The organism is Mesorhizobium silamurunense (assembly GCF_014843825.1).
In the GTDB taxonomy this organism is placed as follows: Bacteria; Pseudomonadota; Alphaproteobacteria; order Rhizobiales; family Rhizobiaceae; genus Mesorhizobium; species Mesorhizobium silamurunense.
Map to the genome: position 1 here is coordinate 18143 of NZ_JHQR01000204.1, position 20277 is coordinate 38419.

At 58.6% G+C, this 20277-nt stretch carries 14 protein-coding genes and 1 pseudogene; 12 read left to right on the forward strand and 3 right to left on the reverse strand.

From position 1 onward, the window contains the following. The first annotated feature begins 416 nt into the window (after positions 1 to 416). Genes DH10_RS22705 through DH10_RS22725 form a run of 5 tightly spaced genes read left to right on the forward strand, consistent with a single transcriptional unit; the run spans position 417 to position 5271 of the window. On the forward strand, positions 417 to 1970 hold the full coding sequence (locus DH10_RS22705; protein ID WP_192385362.1) for a trimethylamine methyltransferase family protein: 1554 nt from the start codon (positions 417 to 419) through the stop codon (positions 1968 to 1970). A gap of 8 nt (positions 1971 to 1978) precedes the next feature. Further along, positions 1979 to 3088, forward strand: coding sequence for a mandelate racemase/muconate lactonizing enzyme family protein (locus DH10_RS22710; protein WP_192385350.1), 1110 nt, complete (start codon positions 1979 to 1981; stop codon positions 3086 to 3088). Next, complete coding sequence (locus DH10_RS22715; RefSeq protein ID WP_192385351.1) at positions 3088 to 4143, forward strand: helix-turn-helix domain-containing protein; 1056 nt, start codon at positions 3088 to 3090, stop codon at positions 4141 to 4143. Before DH10_RS22710 ends, DH10_RS22715 begins: the two co-directional genes overlap by 1 nt. Before the next feature lie 10 nt (positions 4144 to 4153). Then, entirely contained in the window at positions 4154 to 4537 is a 384-nt protein-coding gene (locus tag DH10_RS22720) for a hypothetical protein (RefSeq protein ID WP_192385352.1), read from the forward strand. After that, entirely contained in the window at positions 4534 to 5271 is a 738-nt protein-coding gene (locus DH10_RS22725) for a LuxR family transcriptional regulator (protein WP_192385353.1), read from the forward strand. The genes DH10_RS22720 and DH10_RS22725 overlap by 4 nt, the downstream gene beginning before the upstream one ends. A 905-nt stretch (positions 5272 to 6176) precedes the next feature. Here DH10_RS22725 and DH10_RS22730 read toward each other — a convergent pair. Beyond that, a complete protein-coding gene (locus DH10_RS22730; protein ID WP_192180339.1) occupies positions 6177 to 6458 on the reverse strand; it encodes a hypothetical protein in 282 nt (93 codons plus the stop codon). A gap of 116 nt (positions 6459 to 6574) precedes the next feature. Here DH10_RS22730 and DH10_RS22735 point away from each other — a divergent pair, with 116 nt between their 5' ends. Further along, positions 6575 to 6808, forward strand: coding sequence for a helix-turn-helix domain-containing protein (locus tag DH10_RS22735; RefSeq protein ID WP_192244007.1), 234 nt, complete (start codon positions 6575 to 6577; stop codon positions 6806 to 6808). A gap of 896 nt (positions 6809 to 7704) precedes the next feature. Here the strand turns inward: DH10_RS22735 and DH10_RS22740 are convergent. Together DH10_RS22740 and DH10_RS22745 are read right to left on the reverse strand one after the other, a co-directional pair. After that, positions 7705 to 8403 carry an OmpW/AlkL family protein gene (locus tag DH10_RS22740; RefSeq protein WP_192244009.1) on the reverse strand — a complete coding sequence of 233 codons (699 nt, stop codon included), beginning with the start codon at positions 8401 to 8403 and terminating at the stop codon, positions 7705 to 7707. 642 nt (positions 8404 to 9045) lie between these two features. After that, entirely contained in the window at positions 9046 to 11136 is a 2091-nt protein-coding gene (locus tag DH10_RS22745; RefSeq protein WP_192385354.1) for a prolyl oligopeptidase family serine peptidase, read from the reverse strand. A gap of 934 nt (positions 11137 to 12070) precedes the next feature. On the opposite strand from DH10_RS22745, the gene DH10_RS22750 reads away from it, so the two are divergent. The 6 genes and pseudogenes from DH10_RS22750 to dcd all read left to right on the forward strand — a co-directional run bounded on the left by DH10_RS22750 (position 12071) and on the right by dcd (position 20068). Further along, a complete protein-coding gene (locus tag DH10_RS22750; protein ID WP_192385355.1) occupies positions 12071 to 13201 on the forward strand; it encodes a CoA transferase in 1131 nt (376 codons plus the stop codon). A gap of 258 nt (positions 13202 to 13459) precedes the next feature. Next, on the forward strand, positions 13460 to 14728 hold the full coding sequence (locus tag DH10_RS22755) for a CaiB/BaiF CoA transferase family protein (RefSeq protein WP_192385356.1): 1269 nt from the start codon (positions 13460 to 13462) through the stop codon (positions 14726 to 14728). 1050 nt (positions 14729 to 15778) lie between these two features. Further along, positions 15779 to 15955: pseudogene (locus tag DH10_RS38260) on the forward strand (transcriptional regulator domain-containing protein); the annotation flags it as partial. A 115-nt stretch (positions 15956 to 16070) separates the two neighbouring features. Further along, a complete protein-coding gene (locus DH10_RS22760; RefSeq protein WP_192385357.1) occupies positions 16071 to 16586 on the forward strand; it encodes a DNA -binding domain-containing protein in 516 nt (171 codons plus the stop codon). Positions 16587 to 17985: 1399 nt separating this feature from the next. Further along, on the forward strand, positions 17986 to 18930 hold the full coding sequence (locus DH10_RS22765) for an omptin family outer membrane protease (RefSeq protein ID WP_192385358.1): 945 nt from the start codon (positions 17986 to 17988) through the stop codon (positions 18928 to 18930). A gap of 571 nt (positions 18931 to 19501) precedes the next feature. Then, on the forward strand, positions 19502 to 20068 hold the full coding sequence (gene dcd / locus DH10_RS22770) for a dCTP deaminase (protein WP_125006167.1): 567 nt from the start codon (positions 19502 to 19504) through the stop codon (positions 20066 to 20068). Positions 20069 to 20277 lie beyond the last annotated feature (209 nt).

The following is a 20277-nucleotide window of genomic DNA, read 5'->3' on the forward strand; positions in this document are numbered from 1 at the left end:
TACTATCGAGCCAAGCCGCTGAAATTTCGGGCATTGGTTCAGAACATTGGCAGGGTCTCCCACCACATCCCAAGCAAAAACCTGCTAGCACGGAACCGCAGAAGCTCGTCGTCGCAAAAAAATAGCCTCCCGATTGACTTTATTGCGGAGGCGCCTCGTCACTCTTCCTGTGACGTTGCCTTCGGCGGGAGTCGCTTCTTCCTCTGGAACCGCAAAACCGAATAGGCGCAGTCGGCGACCGCTTCTGCCCCCACGAAACTGCCTCCGACGAGAGCCGCATGGTCGAAGTGCCCGAGTGCCGTAGCGCTTTAGTCAACAGACGCGTGAGACTTTTGCAGTAGGTCAAATCGACCCCCTCCGGCAATAGTTCGGGCCGGTCCACACGGGCCCGCACCGCTTTTTCTTTGGAGGCCGGCATGACCGCTCAACTACTACTTTCTCGTAGAGGAGGGCGGGAAGCGCGGCGGACGATCCGTACGGCGCCAAAGGTCGACATGTTGCCCACGCTGAAGCGGGACCTGCCGGTGATAGAGCCGATGGATGCCGAGCAGGTTGAACGCATTCACGAGGCTTCTCTCGCGATCCTGGAAGAAGTAGGTGTGGTGTTTCGCGATCCGATCGCGATTGAGGACTGGAAGAGAGCCGGAGCGGACGTGTTCGCGGATGACCGCGTTCATCTCGATCGCGGTCTGATCATGGAGCTCATCAAGACCATTCCCCCCAATGTCGAATATTTCGCGCGGGATCCGGCGAAGAATGTCGAGCTCGGAGGCGACAAATCCATCTTCGTGCCGATGACCGGCGCGCCTTACATGCGCGACCTCGATGACGTCAGACGTGGCCCGACGATCGCGGACCTTGGGACCTTCCACAAGCTTGCGCACATGATGCCGGCGCTGCATTCATCGGCGCACCACATCGTCGAGCCAATGGACATTGTTGTCGCGCATCGGCACCTGCACATCACCTATTCGTCAATAAAGCACTCCGACAAGATATTCATGGGCATGACCACCTCGCCCAAGAACGCCGAGGACGTACTCGATATGTGCGAGATCCTTTTCGGCGAAGGCTTCCTCGAGAAGCATGCAGTGACCACCGGAAACTGCAACGGCAATTCGCCGCTGGTGTGGGACCAGGTCATGCTGGGCGGCATGCGTGCTTTCTGCCGGCGCAATCAACCCGTGTTGTGCTCGCCCTTCGTTCTCGGCGGCGCGAACACGCCAGCCTCCACCGCAGCGGCAGTTGCGCAGCTCAATGCGGAGGCGCTTTCGGCACTCGCCTACACGCAGGTGGTACGCAAGGGCTGCCCTGCGATCTATGGGCATTACCTGTCGACCGTCTCGATGCAATCGGGAGCGCCGATGGCGGGAACGCCGGAAATCTCGCTCATGAACTTCATGATCGGCCAAATGGCTCGCCGCTACAACGTCCCCTGGCGTACCTCCAACCTGCTTGGCGGCGCCAAGATCTTCGATGCGCAAGCTGGCTATGAAAGTGCGATGACGATGATGGCCGTGCTGATGTCAGGCGCAAACTACATTTGGCATTCGGCTGGCTGGAATGAAGCCGGCATGCACTGCTCGATCGCAAAGTTCGTCGTCGACGCCGAAGTCTGCGCCATGGGCTATCGCATGACGCAAGGCATCCAGTGGGACGACTTTGATGAAGCCCTGGCTGCGGTCCGTGATGTCGGGCCCGGCGGCCATTACTTTGGACATCCGCATACACAGGCGAACTTCGAGAAAGCCTTCTTTATCCCGAAACTCTTCGACAATAACTCGATCGAGCAGTGGTACGCTGATGGCTCCAAGGACATCAAGCAACGCGCGCTCGATCATGCGCGCCGCCTTCTGGCCGAATATGAAGAACCTAAGCTCGACGTTGCGAAGGACGAGGAATTGCGCGCGTATATCGATCGTCGCTCGCGGGAAATCCCCGCCGTCGACGCGCTCAACGAGGAATACTGAGCGTCCTCATGCGCATTGACCAGATCAACGTCTATAAGACCCAGCTGCCTGTTAAAGGCGGCATTTATCGCATGGCCAGCGATGACGTCGACGCGCTTGGCAGCACCCTTGTCGAGATTGTTACTGATAACGGGCTGACAGGCTGGGGCGAGACCTGCCCAATCGGGCCCGTTTACCAGCCACATCATGCACTCGGCGCACGCGCAGCGATGGCCGAAATCGCGCCGGGCCTCATCGGTTCTGAAATTGCTTCGATCAGGCTTCTCGCCAAACGCATGGACGAGCGTCTGAACGGACATGGCTATGCCAAGGCCGCATTCGACATGGCGTTTCTCGACCTTCTCGGCCAGCGGCTGGGAGTGCCGGTCTCAACGCTCTTGGGGGGTGCGCTCACGGGCCGCATCCCGTCCTATTATTCGCTGATCGTCGGTGCGCCGGATGAGACGGCCCGCATCGCGGCAGACAAGGTCAAGGCGGGCTATCCACGCCTGCAGGTGAAAATTTCGGGGCGCAATCTCGAGGAGCATGTGGCCACGGTTCACAAGGTTTGGGAGGCGGTTGGCTTTAAGGCGCGCATTGCCGTGGACGGCAACAGAGGCCTGACCGTGGCCTCTGCAATCCATCTCGATCGGCTCTGCCAAACGATCCCGTTTGTTTTCGAACAGCCCTGCAACACCATGGACGAGGTCGAGACGCTCAGGGGTCGCGTGACGCACCCGGTCTATCTGGACGAGAACACCGAGGATCAGAATGTCGTGCTTCGAGCGATCTCGCTAGGCATCGCGGATGGCTTCGGTTTCAAGATTACGCGCCTGGGCGGCCTCACGAAGATGACGACCGTACGCGACCTTTGCGCCATCCGCTCACTCCCGCACAGCTGTGATGACGCATGGGGTGGCGACATAATCGCGGCTGCTTGCGTGCATTTGGCTTCCACTGTAGAGCCGCGCCGTTTTGAGGGCGCCTGGATCGCGCAGGAATATATCGAAGGACATTTCGACGCGAAGAATCCGATCGTCATCGAAAAGGGTCACATCGCAGTACCGCAACTGCCAGGCCTCGGCGTCAAACCAGAACCCGGCATGTTCGGTGAGCCGGTAGCCACGTACGGATCCTAGTGAACGCACCTGCCAACATCAGCGCTATAACGTTGTTGGCCACGCCGAAAATTTCGGCGGAGGCCGATCGGCCGTTTGACCTGGTGGTTCTGGTGTTGCCCGGGTTCTCGCACCTGGCGCTTCACGCGTATATCGAACCCTTTCGTATCGCCAACACAGTATCGAGGCTGCCGCTGTTCCGGTGGCGAATCGCGGGGCTTGACGCTCGGCCAATCGAAGGCGCCAACGGCCTTTCAGTTGCTGTTGATGTCGCGATAGAAGAGCTGGTTTTCGGCTCGGACGATCGCAAACCGAACCAGCTCGCTATCGTGACGGGCGAGCCGGTAGAACGGCAACTGACGCCTGAGCTGAACGGATTTCTGAGAACGATGGCGCGTCGCGGGGTTCCGATATCTGCGGTTGGGACAGCGACGTGGCTGCTTGCGCGGACGGGCCTTCTGGCAGGCACACGCTGCACGATACATTGGTCGCGGCTCGCTGCTTTCGCCGAGGTGTTCAACCAGCCCCGCATAAGCGATTCCTTGTTTGTCAAGGACGGCCAGTATTCAACCTGCGCAGGAGAACTCGCGGCCTTCGACCTGGCCGTCGATTTGATCGGCAGCGATGCCGGCGGGGACATTGCACAGGAGGTCTGCCGCCACGCGACTGTCGAAGGCCAGCGTTCAGGATCAAACCGCCAGACCGGGCCCTCGGGTCTAGCCTTTGCCGGTGTGAGCGACAAGCTTCTGATGGCAATGCGGATCATGGAAGAAAATGTGGAGTTCCCGCTGACACTGGACAAGGTTTCGCAGCGGGCCGGAGTATCGCGGCGCCAGTTGGAACGCTTGTTCGCGTCGCATATCGGGCTTCCGCCGGTGCGTCACTATCTGCGGATACGCATAGACCATGCGAAGCGCTTGATCGAAGGCACGCGGATGCCCATCATCGACGTTGCCGTGGCCTGTGGGTTTCTGTCTGCTTCGCACTTCGCAAAGTGCTTCAGAGCCTTCAATGGGATGTCTCCGCAGCAGTGTCGAGCTCTGGTGCCGGCTTGGGTTGGGCCCGGCTTGAGATGATAGTTGGTATTTGAATTTAGCGGAGAACAGCGGCACCTCTATCCATGCCAATGTAACGATACGTTCTGGATCAAAAAGCTCAAACGGCGAGGATGAGCGTCTATCCGATGTCCTCTTCTTCGTCCCGACGGATGTTCACGTGGCAACCATAGGATTGATGACGGCGTTCGATGCCGCCGACCATGGTGGCCCCAGGATGACTTCTCGCGATTGTATGATGCAGGGGGGCGATGATTTCATTTCATCCAAGAAAGACTCTGTTTGCATTATTGCGTTGGGGATCCCGCAGCATCTCGGGCAAAACCCGGACACGTTTGTGCGGGCCAGCTTACGATTGATCTACAGGCCGGGTGGCGCGCAGCAGACAGATGGAGCGATTGAGTCAGGACAATGACGAGGGGCCTGCCAGGTATCTTCGAGACATTCCTGGAACAGCTGTCGGAGAGTGTCGATCAGACAGATTTCCGGGAAGCAATGGCCAGCGTGGCCACAAGACTTGATCTACTTACGTTTGCCTATCTGTCCTTGCCACTGCAACCTTCCGGCGAGCCCAAGCTGATCTCGAATTATCCGCCTCCCTGGACCGCGCACTATCTGCAAAACCGGTATCAGAACCTCGATCCAATCGTCTTGCGTGCGCGGTGTGGCGGATGTCCTTTTCTATGGGAACCGGATCTTCGTGGCGCTGAGATATCGCAGGTTCAGCAAAGGCTGTTCGCTGAAGCGGCAGAGTTCGGCATCTGCCGTGGATTGACGATCCCGATTGTCGATCGCAGGGGCTGTGTTGCAGCGATGACCTTTGCCGCGGATGAGCCCAATTCCGCGTTCCTGCGTGTTGCCAAGCAGTATGAGCAGGCGCTCCAACTCATGGCGACGTACTTTCACATTCATGTTCGCCGTAAACTCTCGGGCAATCGAATGGTCGACGGCGTTTTGCTGACACCCCGCGAATATGAGTGCCTGCAATGGGCCGCGCGCGGCAAGTCCGCCTCGGACATCGGCTGCATCTTGGGCCTCAAGCCGCGCACCGCCGCTTTCCATCTGGACAACGCCAAGAAGAAGCTTGGCGTGCGAACGCAAAACCAGGCCATCGCGCTGCTGGCCTCCTCACGGTCTTCAATTCTCTAAGAAACTGAAATCGTCCTTTAGTTCGCCTGTGCCCGTATAGAGGCTGTTTCCGCATTCTCCAATGGGCGTCTGCGATACCGAGTTTCAAGCACCGGCTCGACTGGGACGCGCGGGACGAAATGGCTGATATGAGATTGATACCTTTGACGCGCAGAAGCCGCATTATTCTTATTTCGACTCGATCGCCGCGTGATGCCTGACCGACGCCTCTGTGCTCTGTGCGGGCTTAGCTCATGAATTGGGAATGCAGTCGACAAGCCGGATTGGTGCGATGAAGAGTCATACGACTACACCGCCCATCTGGCCCGGTGAGACTGGGCGTAGGAGTTCTGGCTGCGCAATCCGCATTCCGGCAGGACTTGGGGCCGCATGGCTGGAATGCCGGAAGTTGCTCGATATTATTGTGCCGCGAGTCAGCTTGGCGTGTTGGGACGTTTGTCGCCAACTCTCTCAGGCGTGATGCAGCGGTATGCTGGTGTTCAAGCCGAACGCCCATACTTACTGACTAGGACGTCCAGCCTGTCGTGCGGGCGCTGGCTTTTTGCTGTCGGTCCAGCTCCACATCGACGCGATCTGGCCCCACTGGGCAGTTGAAACACGTCTATGGCACTCGAATGTCTCAGCAGTCTAAGTGCGGACGGACGCTCGCCAAAGACCCTGTTTTCAACCGTAAGCGGGTGGCCGCCATCTCCGCTTCGTCTTCCAGGCTGTCGACGGTTCGCCTGCGGAGGCTTCGCACCGGGAAACTTGCCGAAGCGCTGATTGGCAAACCGCGGGTCCAGGTCGACTGAAAAATCCTCGCGACCATCTGCTTGGCCGCATCCGTCCACCGCGCCACTGGCCGCGGCGCTCACGAATGGCGGGGCAGGGAGTTCGTTTTTGAAAAGCGCGCACTGCGCAATTCGTCAGTTGCCGAACAATTCCTTGTAGCCGGTGGTCACAATCCAGTTCACACGGTCGAGATGACTGCGGAGAGCCTTTCGGGCGCGCTCCGGTTCCTTTGCCGGATCAATGCCGAGGATCAGATGCGCCATTTCCTCTTCGCTGGCGTCGTCAGCTGATGCGTCCAGTAGCCGCATATAGATCGTGAAATGCTCTTTGTCGTACGGCGTGAGGCTTTCGGACCAGGGGACCTCGTCGCGAAGCGTTGAGCTTTGAGTCCCATCTGTTCCCGTTAATCGATTCATGTCTGCTGTGAACCTCGCCTGTTGAGCGCCGGATGCAACGCACAATATCCCAAAATGGGATACTCCGAAACCGGGATTAGTCGCTGAGCCGGTCTTTACCTGACCGGTTCGCCTACATGCCGAAATCTCTTCGATCGCCCCGCCACCAGCGGTTTCTGGCCCAGCTGATATCGCTGCGCAAGGCCAAAGGCCTGACCCAGGCGCAGGTGGCTGACAAGCTTGGTCGGCCGCAATCCTTCGTGGCCAAGTACGAGGGTGGAGAGCGGCGTCTCGATATCATTGAGTTTCTCGACGTAACTGCGGTGCTTGACGCTGATCCGTGCGAGCTTCTGTCCAGCCTGCGGACGTAGCGGGCGCCCGCGCGCCTAGCGGCTCGCGCCGGGTGCTCGTGAACTGAGCCCGCTTTTCGGCAAGCTCAGGCGGTCTCGGCCATTCGGCTCCGCCCCCTGGCATGGGTCGTCAGGCCCCCGCAATTCTTTTCTGTTGGGCCTTTTCCCGGCGGCGCAGGGTGGGCGGCTCGCCCTTCTAGGCCCGCCGCGGCGCCCCGCAACCCTTCGCTTGCGCTTCGGGTCCTTCTCTTCGTTCCGGTCCTTCGGATGCGGTCCGCCTTCGACGGCGGGCCCTTCCGGTCGCGACTCGCCGCCCACCCCGCTTCCGCGGAAAGCCGCGATTGGCGAGCGGAGGACAAAACGATGCGTGCAATAGCAAGCGTTTCGCCGGCGGAGTGGCTGGTGCAGGCAGGGGCGGGCGCTCGGGCGCCAGCCTCAATCAGGAGATCACAGACCGCATCATTGTCGAGCTGGAGCGCGGCACCGTGCCATGGGTCAAGCGAGGGGCAGGACAACGGCCGGCCTTGGGCTGCCGAGGAATGCTTCCGGGCGCCAGCCCCGCTGCTGCAGCAAAAGATCAGCCAGCTGTCACAGCATGGCTGAACAACGCATCTTATCGGCGTCGAGGAGTGCCGCAGGCGCATAAGCTCAGACATGACCTCGGGGAGACCGATGCCGGCAAAGAGCCTGGTTGCAGCATTCCATCAACAATAGCAAAAGCCATCCTGATCCAAAGCGCGTCTAAGCACTTCCATTTCAGGCGTTAGTCGAGGTCCGCGTTGACCAGGAGCCCCCTTTTGGTCCGCTGGAAGAGGGCGCCGCCAAGTGTCGCCCGTGCAGGGACGACCGCAAAAAGGGCGCACAAGGCGCCCTTCATTTCAGATCGGCTATCAGCAAGCCGCCTTCGCCGTTCGCTATCAGAATCGGTAGGTGACACCTGCGCCTATCAGCCAGGGATCTAGCTTCGCCTTCCCCGTCAGCTGCGCGCTGGCCACGGTGACGTCGAAGTCTGGCTTCAAGAAAAGCTTCTTCACGTCGAAGTTGACGCCCCAGTGCTGGTCCACCATGTAGTCGAACCCGACCTGCAGCGCGGTACCAAACGTGTTCTTAACCTTGAGAGCATCGGCACTGCCGGTATTCTGGTTATAGAAGACCGTGTAGTTCACGCCGGCGCCGACATACGGCTTGAAGGCGCCGAAATCGGTAAAATGATATTGCAATGTGAGCGTTGGCGGCAGCAGCCAAACCTTGCCGATATTCCCCAGCCCGCCGATCGCGCCTTCGCCTGCTATGTTGGCATAGGTGGTGCCGAGGATAAGCTCGGCGGCGACGTTGTTGCTGAAGAAATACGAGATATCGAGTTCCGGCGTCACGGTGTTCGAATAGGAAAGACCGGAGCCAGGCACCGTATCAACGTAGCCCGAATCCTGCGTGATGACCCCCAACCCACGCAGGCGGATTTGCCAGGGGCTCGGCCATTCCGTGACCGAGGCAACCTCCTCCGGGTCACACGGGACTTCTTCTGGAAGGTCCGCCGCGACGGCCTGCTGCCCTATCAGCAACAGTACGACGGCCGCTGTTACTCCCCGCGCCACGTTCGTTCGCTTTGTTGCCATTATATTGTCTCCTTGTTCTTCAGAAATGATAGACTGCAATGTGAATAGTCCTTCTGCATTTATTGATATCGACAGAGCGCAGGCACGCATTATTTGCGCCACTCTCGCACTTATTGGCGTACTTATTGAGACCTTGCTTTTGTGCGTCTCGCCCCATCTACGCTATCGGATTGCCAACTGATCGCGCTCGAAGGAAATTGTTGCCCAGGGCAATGAATGCCGCCCGCTCGCGATTGTGATATGGCAAGGGCTTGGTTCTGCCATGATCCAGATTGAAGGAGTCGGGAGGCACGGGGGAGGCGGAGGGACGAGCGGGTGAGGCGGAGGGTCGCGCAGGGGAGGTGGAGGGACGTACAGGGCTCGTGCAAGCTCCGCCGCGACGGCCTGCTGCCCCATCAGCACCAGGACGATGGCCGCTGCTACTCCCCGCGCCACGTTCGTTTGCTTTGTTGCCATGGTATTGTCTCCTTGCTTTTCAGACATGATAGGCTGCATTTGGTATAGTCTGCTCTATTTTGTGGGATAGGCTGAGCGCCGTCGCAAACTTTACATAAACTTTGGCACTCATTATTTGTACAATTGTTGCGGCCATTCGATCTGTACTCACTTATTCCTATTTTGCTCCTGTCGCGCTCCCGGTCGTCAATGAGCGCTTTCGGCTTGCCAGCCGATCGCGCTGCGAAGGAAGTTGGTGCCCAAGGCAATGAATGCGGCCCGCTCGCGATTGTCCTTGCCGTAGCCGTGCCCGCCCGCACTGGGCTCGTAGAAGTACGCGGGATATCCAAAGGCCTGCAGCTTTGCAGCCATCTTACGCGCATGGCCCGGGTGGACGCGGTCGTCGCGTTTCGTGGTGGCAAGCAGGACAGGCGGATAGGGCTGTCCCGGCGCCGCGGCATGATAGGCGGAGATTTCCTTCAGGAAAGTCCAATCGTCCGGCTTGTCGGGATCGCCATATTCGTCGATCCAGCTCGCGCCCGCCAAAAGCTTGGTGTAGCGGCGCATGTCGACAACCGGAATTGTGCAGAACAGCGCGCCGAAGTGCTCAGGATAGCGGGTCAGCATGTTGGCAATCAGCAGGCCCCCATTTGAGCCGCCCTCGGCGGCAATCCGCCTCGGCAGCGTAATGCCCCGTCGCACCAGGTCGGCGGCAACGGCGGCGAAATCGTCGTGGGTGAGGCGCTTGCCCTGCCTGCGCCCGGCCTCGTGCCAACGGGTGCCGAACTCGCCGCCGCCCCGGATGTTCGCCACTACGCACGTGCCGCCGCGTTCGAGCCACAGCTTGCCGAGCGAGGAGTTGTAGGAGGGCAGGAGCGATACGCCGTATCCGCCGTAGGCGGTGAGGTGAACCGGGGCATGCCCGTTCCCGTCAGCCGGACCGACCTGCGTATAGGGAATCATCTCACCATCGATCGAGACCGCCTCGTGGCGCGTGACCACCAGTCCGGATGCGTCGAAATTCTCTGGGTTGCGCTTCAGGATAACTGGAGCGCCGAGAGGCGGGGCGGCATTGAGGTCGAACAGGAGAAGCTGCGGCGGCGTGATTGGGTCCTGAGCCGAAATGAGGACCTCTCCATTCGTCTCGTGATCCCCCGCATCGAGCGACCAGAGGTGAACAGTCCCTTCGGCGGGCACGGTGTCCAGCGCTCGGCGCGTCCATTCCTGGCGGCCGGGGGTGAACATCTCGAAACGCGGAACGAGGTTGACGAGGTACGAGGTAATGAGCTTCCCGTCATTCCAGAAGAACGACTGCAGGGAGCGCCTGTCGCCTGGTTCAAAGAGGGTGGCAAAACTGCGCTCGCCGGCGATGAAGGAGGACAGCGAGATGCCGATCAGCGTGTCGGCGGCATGGGTCGTCCCTCCCACCGTCCAGGGCTTGCGCGGCTTTACCGCCAGCCAGTCGCCGAATCCATCCCACCGGGCGTCCCGAGGAAGGTCGATCTGCGTCTTCGGCCCGCTCCTGTCGCCGATTCGGCCTATCACCTCGAAGAAGGCCGGTTTTTCGATAAACCAAAGGCGCTCATTCTCGGCGGTGCGGTCCAGATGACCAGATACGCCGAGGGATTCGGAACCGGTCTCGAAGATTACCGGTGCGGTGAGCGGATCCACGCCACGCCTCCACAACCGCACGGTACGCGCGTAGCCGGAGCGGGTGGCCATGCCATCACCAAGCGCACTGGAAAGCAGAAGCGTGTTGGAGTCGAGCCAATCAATGTCGCCCTTGGCCTCCGGGAGATTGAAACCGTCGGCGACAAAGCTCAGAGAGTTCAAATCGAATTCGCGATGCACGACCGCGTCGCTGCCGCCGCGCGACAGGCGCAGAACGGCTCTTTCCCGTCTCTCCGGTTCGATCGACGCACCGCCCCAGATCCAGTCCTCTTCGTCTCTCGCGGCGAGGAAGTCCAGATCGAGCAGTACCTCCCACTGGGGATCCGCCTTCATGTAGACGGCAAGGGTGGTCCGGCGCCATAGTCCGCGCGGATTCCCGGCATCTTGCCAGAAATTGTAGAGGTACTGACCGCGGCGCCTGATCAGGGGAATCCTGTCGGGACGGTCGAAAATCGCAGTCAGGGCGTCGTGGTCGCGGTCGAACTGGGTTCCACCGAAGTGCCCCAGGGTCCTGGCCGATTGGCTGGCGGTCCACTCAAGTGCCCGTTCGCCTTCTATATCTTCAAGCCAAAGATAGGGATCATCGTCGGGTGCATTCAGTGTTGGACGGAAATCGAATTCAGTCATGTCTGGACAGCCAGAGGAATGAAAGCACGATGGCTTCGGTCTGCTCGGGAAGGCTCATTGTTTGCGGCGGCACCCCCATCTTCCAAAAACGTGATCATCAGCTGGGTCCTTCTCAGTCGGTGCGGCGTCGCAGTGCTTTTGGGCATAGAACAGCATCTGTCGTGCCAACTGGGAAAACCGTTTCGGAACAACGCGATCGCTCTCGCAGCGTTGCGTCATATGTCCGACATCGTCGAGAATCCGACAAGGAGTGCACCCGTAGTCACAGAATCGACCTCCGGCGCGAGTTCGGTGTCACCGTGCAGAACTCAAGCAGTGAAGCTCACACCGAAGTTGGTTGGGACCATCTGCTGCATCAGGCATCCCGTATCCGGCTTCGATCGGCAGATACCCATTAGTTGGCGGACGATCTGAGTGACGAAAACCGGCTGCTCATATGATCTACACACCGCCAGGGCAGGGGTGTCGAGGCACATCATGGACATGAGGCGCGATCGATCCCTGGCTCTGCACGGTGAGGCGGCGCAAGGGCAATGGGCAGCTTGCGATGGCTCTTGCTGGCCAGGCTCACCTCGGCATCGTGCAGAGCGGTAGAGCCGCCGCCCTGCGCGTCCTTTACGGGGCGCTTACCGAGCACCTTGAGCCCCATGTTGAATTGGGACGGGGACCAAGAAGTGCTTTGGCCTTGGCGATCGTGTCGGCCAGCCGTAATAGCAATAGCCCTGGCGAACACATAGGTGCCTAGGAGGCACAAGATCTCACCATCGATCTTCCATACCTGAATACCCGGAAGACAATCGTTGTTGATCGCAGAGTTACGATGTTTAACGAACTCTTATCACTGTTGCAACATTGAATAGGGTAACCTCCATCTAATAGCGGTGCGTCACAAACGCGGTGTTCAACATTTGTAAAAAATTGGCAGGAGGTTCTAGTGACTGCATCACCACTCGAAGGAGTGAAGATACTCAGCCTAGCGGAACAATACCCTGGCCCTTATGCTACCTTGTTACTTGCAGATCTAGGCGCGGATGTCACTCTTATCGAAAGGCCAAACGGAGGTGATCCGGCTCGAAAGCACAAAAGCCTTTTTTCCTCGTTGAGCCGCAACAAGCGAAGTGTCGTCCTCGATCTCAAGTCAGAAGCCGGTCAGGAATCCTTATTTGAGTTGAGTAAAACTGCAGACGTTCTCATCGAAGGCTATAGGCCGGACGTGATGAAAAAACTCGGATTGAGCTACGAGGAACTCAGTCCAGTAAATCGCCGTTTGATATATCTCTCATTGACTGGCTTCGGTCAGAATGGCCCTTACCGCAGGCGTCCAGCCCACGACCTCTCCTGCCAAGGCTTGGCCGGGGTTCTATTTCAGCAGGGTCGAACCGGACACCCGCAGACACAGTCTCAATTGCCCCTTGCCGATCTCGCCTCGGGTACCCTGGCAGCACTGGGTGTCGTTTCGGCTCTACTGGCGCGGGAGCGAACCGGACACGGCTGCTACATCGATCTGGCTATGACCGATAGTCTGGTGTCATGGATGACGCCGTATCTCTACGCGAGCCTAAACGGAAGACCAATGGCAGAGGTATACACGGACGAACCCGCCAATGGGACGTTCGCTTGCGCAGATAGCAAGCTCATTACGCTGAGCATCGTGCAGGAAGATCACTACTGGCAGGCTTTGTGCCGGGCGACTGGTCTGGCGCAACTGGCCTCCGCAAGCCATCAGGACCGGGTGCAATACGCTTCTGACTATCGCGCGCAACTTGCCGCCGCTATCGCCAAGGAAACGCGAGAGGCGTGGGCAGATATTTTCAGTAGTATCGAAATTCCTTGGGGCGAAGTGCTTCACCTGAATGAAGTCGCAACAGATCCGCAGTTGCGCGCGCGAGACCTATTTGTCCGGCTTAGCCCAGAGGACGGCGGCCAATGGCACGTGAAGCAGCCGCTGCAATTCGACTGTTACAAAACCGGAATTCGGCTTCCTGCGCCTGAGCTCGGCGAGCACACTCAGGAATTTTTGTCCCGCTGCGAATCCAGCGGGACCGGACCCGACCACCCGAATTGATCAGTCGCAGGACACTTCTCTCACTATTCCTCGGAGTGCCCGCGTCTTGAGCAGTTCCCTGATATTTCGGCCACAGGCATTTGATTCACGGTCGTCCATATCGCGGCGATCATGGGGCGCCGCGCCGGCGCTTGACGCGTGCGCCGCGTTTGCCGTCTGGGCTGGGGAGCGCGAGTGGGGTGGTTTCTGTGAGCACATCTCGGCGAACAACCGCAACTATGAATCGGCAAGGAAACGGCGACCAACGGAGGCACTCAAATGCAGAATACTTCTATAGGAGCGAAAGCCCGCCCGCAGGAGGACGATCACGTGCGTCCACTGAAGGGTATTCGCGTCTTGGCATTCACGCACTATGCGGCAGGACCAATCGCAGCGCAGTATCTTGGTTCGCTTGGGGCGGAAGTCGTCAAGATTGAGGCTCCGGCTGGCGATTATCAGCGTAAATGGATCAAGGAGCCGACGGCGGACCCAGACGCACCCAGTCCTTATTTCCTGGGCATGAATCGAAACCAGCGTTCACTGTCCATTGATCTGAAAACGCCTGAGGCGCAAGCGGTCATTCGCGAGATGATCTCCCAGGCGGATGTCATTCTGGAAAATTTCCGACCCGGAGTCTTGGAGCGGATGGGTATAGGCAGTTCCGCCGTTCTCGCGGAGCACCCTGGAATGATCTATTGCTCGATAGCTGCTTATGATCCCGCCGGCCCAAGCCGAAACAAGCCGGCGCTGGATCTGATTATCCAAGCCCTGTCGGGCATCGCCAGCCTGGGTGGGGCAGCCGATGGTCCGCCCGTTCCTGCCGGTGCCTACGTTGTTGATACCTACACGGCATCACAAGCAGTCATCGGCGTTCAGGCGGCATTGCGCCAGCGCGATCAGACAGGGCTTGGTCAGTGGGTGCGTGTGGATATGATGTCGTGCGCGCTTCACTTGCTGGCGTCGGAGTCTTGCTATGCGCTGAACGCACAGGAGCCGGCAAGTCGAGGGCGAAATGGCATTAGCCACAGTCACCAGCCAGCGCCTTACGGCATCTATTCCACCTTGGACGGGGCGATTGCTCTGGTGGCTTACCCCGCATCCCTCCCCGATCTTGCCGCCGCGTTGGACCTCAGCAAGCAGATCATACCGCTGCTGGAGGGGAAGGGGGCTTGGACAAACCGGGACCAGATCGCCGGTATCCTGTCAGGTCGTCTGCGTCAGCTGACCAGCGATGATGCGCTTACGCGCCTTGCACCCACCGGTATCCTGCTGGCCCCTGTACGCAGTATCGATCAGGCGCTGGCCGATCCTGATGTGGCCAGCGAACTGGTCCGCGACGTCGAACACAGCTACGGCGGCCGCTATCGCGTCGCGCTGGAGCCGCTGAAGCTTTCAGGCTCTGCACTCGTTTTCGATCGTCCTGCCCCCGATCTCGGCGAGCATTCAGTGGAGGTTCTGCGCGAGACTGGGATCAATCAAGACCGCATTGATGCGCTGATTGCTAGCGGCGCAGTTCGTGTCCCCGGCAGACCGGAGAATCGGACATAGCGATTCGAACCGAGATGCAAATAACACATTTACAATCGATACCGATCCTGGATGACAGCGACGACACGAGGATCCGCCACAGCGTGCACGCGAGAAATCCGCCTTTCCCGGATGCCTTCCGCCCACAGTTCGACCGGATAGTCGGCGTAGGCCAGAAAGGCTCAAGCACAGGCCTGAGGACAGGCTTATTTCCAACAATTACGGCTTCCATGATGCGCATGGAGATCCGCCCGTCAGCAAAAGGTTTTCCAAGAAAGGCGCGCAGTTTGGCACCTGCTGTGGTGTGAGAATCCCGATCATCAGTGTTGCCGCCATGACTTTTGCCGCCAAAGAGCGCACTCGAGCGTTTCCGGGCGCGGACCGCTACGAACAAGGTCTTCAGGTCCTCGCAACCTGTTTTGATATTTCCGATTGCCGCAAACTCTCCTGCCAGTGAATGGTCGTGGTGTCTCGCTCACGTTGCCTGCAATGTGCGTGCGGGGCAAGTCGGCCTGGGAAATCGGCTGCATCCTAGGTTCAAGCAACGCACGGCCGTGCTCGATCTCGATATCGGCCGCAGAGAAAGCTCGGCGAGCATCACCAAACAGGCCATTGCCCGTCTCGCCGGTTTCGTTTTTTCGGTTCACTGATAAGTCGGCTTCACCTGTGCAACTGCACAGGATGCCATAGCGCGAAGGTTCGTCTCCAATAGCGGGGAATTCCCCCGAGGAGGCATTCAATGACCCACCCTATCGCGCTCGCCGCTACGACAACTTTGCCGACGAAGGGCGTGCAATCCATCGTCCGCTCTATCGAGCCTTCAAGGGACGTCTGGAACGGGGCGCAGGAGCCGATAGCCGCTAGGAAATCAATTCCTTTGACCCGCTCACACCGCACTGACTGTTGCCGCGCGGTTTCAACGGTCTGGTCGCTGTTTGCGTGCGTCTTTCCTCGACAGTGCCAATGGCACACGGCTCGACGAAACGGCGCCATTGACGTCCGGTGCTTTCAGCGCCTGTGCCTCTCCAAGTGGCTTGATGTTTCGACGTCCTCGGGGCAGGCGGCACAGTCATGCCTACAGTTCTTGTGACTGGGGCTGATCAGGCTGATTGGCGGGATGAAAGATCGTACGATTACACCACTGGTCTGACGCCGCGCGAATGGGCCTGGGAGTTCTTACGCCGCAATCCAGCATTCCAGCGTGATCTGATCGCAGCGCGTCAGCAGGCCAATAGCTGGTCTCACCAACCCTTGCTCGACGTGGTTGCGTCGGCCGGCGACCTGTCACGCTGGGGTGTTTTGTTTCGCAGAGTCTTATGGGCGCAATTCGGTCGTATTCTGGTGTCCGCTCTGGTGCGTCCATGTGCTGCCGATCATTGCAGAACAACTGTCTGCATCATCGGCGACACGGCCGTTCGAGCTCTCGACATTGCCATGTCGTGCGACGGTCCTGCTGTCGCCCGACAAGGGCCAGCATGTTCTTCTTCGCAATGCGGAGCATACGCTCCAGCTCGCCGTCGCTGGCGCCGATATCTTGCACCCTGTTTGCCTCCGCACCGAGGCGATCTGGCCCGCGACGCTTTTGAAGCATCGCCTGAGGGCGCTCGAGTGCCTCAATGCTCTAAGTCTGGGGCAGCAGCTGCCTGCCCGCTTGTTTCCGCCAGAAAAACGCGGTCCCCGTTTGACATTCGTTCTTCGTGCGCTCGACGGCTCACTTGCTGGGGCGTCACATCGCGAGCTCGCCGAAGCTCTGATTGGTGAACGGCGCGTCCATGCCGACTGGAGGGATCCTCGCGATCATCTGCGCGACCGCATTCGCCGCGCCGTCTCTCGTGGCCGCGCGCTCATGAATGCAGGGTACAAAGATTTCCTTCTTTAAAAAGTGACAGTCCGCACTGTGCGTCAACCGGCGAACACTTCGGAGCTAATACCCGGTCACCACCAGTTCGCGCGGTCGACATGCCTGCGAAGCGCATTGCGGATGCGCTCTGGTTCAAGCGTCGGTCTGTCGAGAGGTACGTTCGGCATGTCCAATAGCCGACAATGTAGAGTACGCGACGCAGAAGAAGCTGACCCATCGGGTGCTTTTAAATAAATGCTTTTTTGCTTGGCACGGTACATGCATGGCTGCCGCAAACGCGCGGACTGAGTGGCCCCACCGCCCCGAAGTCGCCGACTTACGCCACCTCCCAAGGCGTACCCGGCCCGGCAGCGAGCTCAGTCTCCTGCCGGGCATGCCTTTTCAGACTACTGGCGTTCGGAACTTGAAACTAAGCGGCGCAATGTCCGGCTGAAGAGGATTGCGTCGAATCGAATATGAAGGACCGTCTATGCGCGACGAATTTCTTGAAGGGGCGTCGAGATCGATCTGGTACGCCCGCTTATGAATAAGTGATGCGCAGCACTCGCCCATTTGAGACTCGCGGTGTTCATCACTTTATAACATCCTTCCAGGTGTCGCCTTTGAAGCTCGTATGAACCTTGGCGGGCACGTCTCTTGCCTGGCGGACGGCAGTACAAGTCGAGCCAATCGTTTGCAGGAGCGCGAAGGAAGCGTTCCTGTGCGCAAGGGGTAGGTGCGTTCACGCTCAGCATACGACATCCGACAACTGTGTCGGCTTTGGCGGTTTGACGACACAGCCTTGTTTGGCCGGCGTCTAGGTAAAGAGAATATAGCCTGATCCCACCCTCCGGAAGGGTTTGATTTAGAATTACTGCTCGGCCTGCTCAGGAAGCATTCTTATCCGCAAACCTTTTTTGCGTCGGAAGCTCGGCAAGAATGTCAGAAGACCGACCATAAGGGGATGAGGGGCCAAGCCGTCGGTATGGAGAACCGGTGCAGCGCAGACAGTACGCCAAATCGGCACGCATTTTGCTCTGATAATTCTGCCACCGGCGGACACAATGGCAGATCTTTGATCGGCCCGCAGGGAGCGATTTGTGACGAAGCGCTTCTTGCGGCAGCCATGACACGCGGCCGGATAGAGTCAGTGGAGGTGAGACCCGCATGGTTCCGAGCATGTACGTGCGATTCCGGGGCGCGATGCGTCGAGCTGCGGAAGCGATGTCCTCGTGGTGGTAAGCGCAAGCAAAGATCGGCGTGGCTTCACCACCCTACCAGCGCACGCACAGCAGGATCCCCGATCGGTCGAACCGCGGCCTTTGTACATCATGAGCTCCTCAGAAGCTGAAGAGCGCTCAAGCCTCGATCTTCTTGCCGAATAGTTGGCGACAGAACCCGAGATCGACACCCGCGAAACACAAAGGAGAATTATCTGATGCGGCGACTGTTTTTGACATATGCAGCGCTTTGTGGGCTGACGGCGGGCGCGACCGCTGCCAACGTGCCGGTGATCGCCGATCCGGCATTGGTAGCCGGGGCAGCGGCCCCAGTCTTTTCTTTCGAGGGTGGGCTACGCTATTGGTACAGTACCGGCGAAGCATCGAAGGACCTTTACAATCGCAGCGGCACGCGGCTGGTCTCGCGGCTTACCTACGACCGTCTCGATGCGCATTCGGGCGAAGTCTTCTTCAATGCGACCCACAACCCGACTGGCATTTTCGTCAAGGGCCTCCTCAGCGCGGGCGGGATCACCGAGGGTTCTCTCGTCGACGAGGATTGGCCGAATAGGGCCCCTTATTCGAACACGATGTCCGATCAGCGCGGCGGCGACGTCACCTATTTCACCACCGATCTGGGATACTCTTTCTGGAACACGCCGGGCTACCGCATCGGTGCTTTTGTCGGCTACAATTTCTGGAACGAGCGCTACCACGCTTTCGGTTGCGTGCAGCAGGCGACCAACACGCGATTTTGCTCGCGAGCCATCCCGAACAATGTCGGCCTCATCAGCCAGGACAACGATTGGCATTCCCTGCGGCTCGGCCTGGCCGGGCAGACGCAACTTACCGAACGACTCAGCCTTTCTGGCGACGTTGCGTTCCTGTTCACGCGGCTCGACGGCGAAGATCGGCACCATCTGCGCCCAAAGATCAACCCGCTACCTGGAGACGGCGACGGGCATGGGGTCCAACTCGAGGCGGTGTTGAAATACAAGGTCACGGATTTGTTCAACATCGGCGTCGGCGCCCGCTACTGGAGGGTGGCAACCGAGGGCACCGCGCATTTCGAGGAGACACCGGGCCATGGTTCCCCGCAGGTCGAGGACTGGGAGGCAGAGCGCTACGGCGTGTTCGTGCAGGCGAGCATCAAGTTCAACTGAGAAAGCAATTGTCCGCCGCCAGGACCCGAAGAGCAAATTGGAAGTGCCGGCGATTGGTCCTCCGGCGGGCGACCGGTTACAGGTGATCCAGATTTGACGCCCTCCTTCCTGGAAATGGTCTGTTAACCAGCATTCCCTGAGACTAGAACAAAAAGTGACTCGACGAGTGGGTCAAAAAACGGCTATTGTTCTCTCTTTGTTCCGGTGCGAACCTGAGCAAGGAAAGCTGTTGAAAACAAGTGGGATGGATAGGCAAATCAGCCGCCCTAGCTCACCTTGGGTTCAAAAGTCCAATGCAACCTAACGAGGAGGTCAATCGATGAAAGTTCGGGTTAGGCAGATAGGGCCAGCGACACACCCTAGCGAGGTTGTGGTTTCTGTGGACACAACTTCTGGCGCCGAACATTTGGTTGTGAATCAGCGTTCACTTACGGATGATAAATTAGAGATTGGCTATCCTATCAATAGCCGTGATTCGGACCTGCTTGTTGAGCTTCCACGAGAGACTATTAATGGCTCATGGAGAGTATGGGTGCCGCAAGCTTTGGTAGAATAGACATGGAGGGGCGGGATGATACTCACAGATAGGGAAATACAAATCGCCTTGCAAAACGAGGCGATCATTATCGACCCGCCCCCCGACATTTCCTTCTATAGCTCAACCAGTCTCGATCTAACACTTGACCGGCGGCTGACTCTATTCAAAGACCAAAAGGCAGGCATCAGCCTCTGCATCGATCCTTCGCAGAAGGGATACAATCACGAAGAGGTAATGGCAGAAATCACTACGCCACTGGATATCGATGGCGAACAGGGATTCGATTTTCCGCCCCACCATATGATCCTAGCTTGGACACGCGAATATGTGGAACTGAAATTCCAGTCTAGGATTGCGGCAAGGGTAGAAGGGAAAAGCTCCCTCGCCCGACTTGGGATTGGCATTCATCTCACAGCGCCAACCATCCATGCGGGATTCGCTGGCAACATTCGTCTTGAGATGGTCAACCACAATAAGGTCCCAGTTAAGCTCAGGGCCGGAATGAAAATCTGCCAGCTCATTTTCGAGCAAACTCTTGGTACCCCAGTTCGCGGATATGAAGGCCGCTTTGCTGGTCAAACGACGACCAAGAAAGGCTAATACCCCTAATTCGATTGCTAGTGGCCCGCCCTGACGTGGCCGTTTGCATTTTGTCTGTGAAAACCGGGTATGGCAACTTTCCCTCTGCTTGAAGTCTGAACTCGCGCAACGCCTTATCGCTCGCAAGGTTATCCTCCGTCACATGCGCGCCCTCTTCGCCGACAAACCGGACGCTTGTCTCGTCGCGAGATACATCCAGCCAATACGTC

Coding starts and splice junctions, on each gene's coding strand:
- DH10_RS22705 (WP_192385362.1), top strand. CDS start 417: ATGACCGCTCAACTACTACTTTCTCGTAGAGGAGGGCGGGAAGCGCGG.
- DH10_RS22710 (WP_192385350.1), top strand. CDS start 1,979: ATGCGCATTGACCAGATCAACGTCTATAAGACCCAGCTGCCTGTTAAA.
- DH10_RS22725 (WP_192385353.1), top strand. CDS start 4,534: ATGACGAGGGGCCTGCCAGGTATCTTCGAGACATTCCTGGAACAGCTG.
- DH10_RS22730 (WP_192180339.1), bottom strand. CDS start 6,458: ATGAATCGATTAACGGGAACAGATGGGACTCAAAGCTCAACGCTTCGC.
- DH10_RS22735 (WP_192244007.1), top strand. CDS start 6,575: ATGCCGAAATCTCTTCGATCGCCCCGCCACCAGCGGTTTCTGGCCCAG.
- DH10_RS22740 (WP_192244009.1), bottom strand. CDS start 8,403: ATGGCAACAAAGCGAACGAACGTGGCGCGGGGAGTAACAGCGGCCGTC.
- DH10_RS22745 (WP_192385354.1), bottom strand. CDS start 11,136: ATGACTGAATTCGATTTCCGTCCAACACTGAATGCACCCGACGATGAT.
- DH10_RS22755 (WP_192385356.1), top strand. CDS start 13,460: ATGCAGAATACTTCTATAGGAGCGAAAGCCCGCCCGCAGGAGGACGAT.
- DH10_RS22765 (WP_192385358.1), top strand. CDS start 17,986: ATGCGGCGACTGTTTTTGACATATGCAGCGCTTTGTGGGCTGACGGCG.
- dcd (WP_125006167.1), top strand. CDS start 19,502: ATGATACTCACAGATAGGGAAATACAAATCGCCTTGCAAAACGAGGCG.